Below are 2,568 nucleotides of genomic sequence, written 5' to 3' on the forward strand. Positions count from 1 at the left end.
CCGCCACCCCGAGCGCGAGCTGGCGGGGTTCGTTCGGTCGACGCCCGGAAGCCACGCGCTCGCGCTCGGGGTGGCGGTCGGGTTCGGCGCGCTCGGGTGGGCCGCCGCCGCCCCCTTCGCCGAGACGGTCCCGACCTCGATCGAGGGGCGAATCGCCGGACAGATCCCGCCCGTGGCGGCGCTGACGTACTTCGGGAACAACTGGGGGGTCGCGATCGCGACCTCCTTCTCCGGCGTGGGGCTCGCCCTCCCCGCGCTCTCGTCGCTGGCCTTCAACGGACTCGCGCTCGGCGCGACCGCCGCCCTCGAAGAGAACCCCCTCGCGCTCGTCGCGTTCGTGGTCCCGCACGGGGTCGTCGAGATCCCCGCGCTCGTCGTCTCGGGCGCGCTGGGGGTCCGTCTCGGCGTCGTCTCGTGGCGGACGCTGCGGGGGCGCGCGAGCCGCGATCGGCTCGCCGACGCCTTGGATACCGCCTTCTGGGTGACCGTCGGGCTCGGGATCTTGTTCGCCGTCGCCGGGGTCGTCGAGGGGTTCGTCAGCCCGTACTACTGGCGGCCGTTCCTCTAGGCCGCGACGGAGCGCGGCCTCGCCCGCGGCCGGCGGACCGCCGAGCGCACCGGCGACCGGGCGCCGACGCCGCCTCGCCCGCAGCCTTATTACTGCGCACCCGAACCGTCGGTATGCAGCCGCTCGTCGCCGTCATCCTCGTCGGCGTCCCGCTCGCGTGGCTCGTCGGCTTCGCCGCGTACGCGTACGTGGACGCACCGAACTACGGGATGAACTCCCGCAAGTGGGCGCTCATCTCGTTCGTCGTCCCGCTGTTCGGCTTCCTCGCGTACGTCTTCGAGCGCGACGAACAGGAGTACGACCCCGAGACCGACCCGTACGCCGGCGGGAGCGACGACCGCACCGGCGGCTTCGCAGTCCACGAGTCGCGGCAGGGAGAGGAGCGGCTCGGTCCGGCGGGGACGGAGGCGGACGACGGCGACGACGACGAGTGGAACGACCCGGACGGCGTCGACCTGTAGCCGCTCGGCGACCGGGAGCGCACCGCCCGACGCGCGCCCGTTCAGAGCGCGTCGATCAGGGCCTTCCGGCGCCGGTCGAGGTCGAAGGCGGCGTCGGCGGCGTCGAGCCGGCCGAGGAAGGCGAACACGTCCGCGCCCGCCCCCTCGGCGTGGCGGACCAGCGCCTCGATCGACGCGCGGTTCGTGGCGAACGACTCCAGCTTCCCGCAGCAGAGCGCCAGGGCGATCCCCGCCTCCCCGGACGGGAAGGCGACGTCGACGCGGGCGAGGTCGGGGTCGTCGGTCGCGGCGTCCGCGACGCCCGCCTCGTCGGCCGCGACGACGCGTAGACACCGCGTACAGATCGCCGCCGGGTCGGCCGGAGCGTGCTCGCGGAGCGCCGGCGGCACCGCGAAGGCGACGGCCTCGGCGTCGCAGTGTGGACAGGACACGCTCACCGGTACGGGCGGGTCGGGCTAAAAGCCGACGGCGGAAAAACGAGCGGCGACCGACGCGGAAGCGGTGATGGCAGTTCGGAACCCGGCGCCGCGACGGGGCGTCAGTCGGCGGGTTCCGGCTCCTCGGTCTCCGCGGCCGCGACCTCCGCGGCCGCCTCCTCGGCCTCCGCCTTCTCCTCTTCCTCCTTCTTCGCTTTGATCTTCTTCATGCGGAAGATCTCCTCGCGCTCCTGCTCTTCGAGCTTCTGCTCGATGTACTCCTGGTTCTCGTAGAGCGTCGGGAGCAGGGTGAATTCGAGAGCGTTCACGCGGCGCTTCGTGGTCTCGATCTCCGTGAGCATCTTCTTCATCGCCGTCTCGACCTCGGCGGCGAGGATGATCTTCTCTAACAGCTCCTCGTAGGCGTCGGCCGCCTCGTCGATCCGCGCCGAGGAGCCGAGCAGCCCGTAGCCCCGCTCGTCGAGGCTCTTCTTCACCTTCGAGGACTCGATCTGCGGGACCACGACGCCCATGATGTTCTTCGACTGGGTCGTGATCTCGGGGTGCTCTTTCAGCGCCGCGGCCGCGCCGCGGACGGCCACGTCGCCCTCCATCGCCCGGGCCATGTCGATCTTGCGCTGGGCCGTCTCGTAGTTCTCGGAGACCTCGGACCGGACGTCCTGCGCCTGGTCGAGGATGTCCATGAACTCCATGATGAGCCCGTCGCGCTTCTGTTCGAGCGTGTCGTGACCGCGCTCGGAGAGCTCGATGCGGTCCTCGATCGCCATCAGGTTCTTCCGCGTCGGTTTGACGTCCTTGGCCATCTTGAGGGAAGGTTCCGCTCCGAGGCGGATAATTCTTTTCAGACGCGCCGGTTCGGCGGGCCCGTCTACGGCCGAACTGCGACAGCGTCGTCGCTACGGGGCGAGCGCGCGACGCGCGGCGAAAAGTGAGTCGCGGCGTTAGTCGGCCGCTTCGAGGACTTCGCGCTCGGACTCGTCCTCGCGGTAGTGCTCCTCGATGAACTCCTCGTCGATCCGGTTGAGGGCGTCCTTCGGCAGCATCGAGAGGAGGTCCCAGCCGATCGAGAGCGTCTCGTCGATGTCGCGGTTCGTCTCGAAGC

Annotated in this window: 4 protein-coding genes and 1 pseudogene; 2 read left to right on the top strand and 3 right to left on the bottom strand. The window is 70.6% G+C overall.

Annotation, left to right across the window (positions count from 1 at the left end):
- A partial coding sequence (locus B9G38_RS16010; protein ID WP_143415549.1) for a stage II sporulation protein M occupies positions 1-568 on the top strand: 568 nt, incomplete at its 5' end.
- A gap of 113 nt (positions 569-681) precedes the next feature.
- Positions 682-1,029 (top strand): hypothetical protein, encoded by a 348-nt coding sequence (locus tag B9G38_RS16015; RefSeq protein ID WP_086221037.1) that lies wholly within the window; start codon positions 682-684, stop codon positions 1,027-1,029.
- 41 nt (positions 1,030-1,070) lie between these two features.
- On the opposite strand, the gene B9G38_RS16020 is transcribed toward B9G38_RS16015, so the two are convergent.
- The 3 genes and pseudogenes from B9G38_RS16020 to B9G38_RS17960 form a co-directional block, all read right to left on the bottom strand.
- Positions 1,071-1,460: a DUF6276 family protein gene (locus B9G38_RS16020; RefSeq protein ID WP_086221038.1), complete on the bottom strand. Its 390-nt coding sequence runs from the start codon at positions 1,458-1,460 to the stop codon at positions 1,071-1,073.
- A gap of 107 nt (positions 1,461-1,567) precedes the next feature.
- A complete protein-coding gene (locus B9G38_RS16025; RefSeq protein ID WP_086221039.1) occupies positions 1,568-2,269 on the bottom strand; it encodes a V-type ATP synthase subunit D in 702 nt (233 codons plus the stop codon).
- Between the two features lie 138 nt (positions 2,270-2,407).
- A pseudogene (locus B9G38_RS17960) lies at positions 2,408-2,568 on the bottom strand (V-type ATP synthase subunit B); the annotation flags it as partial.

The organism is Halorubrum sp. SD612 (assembly GCF_002135005.1).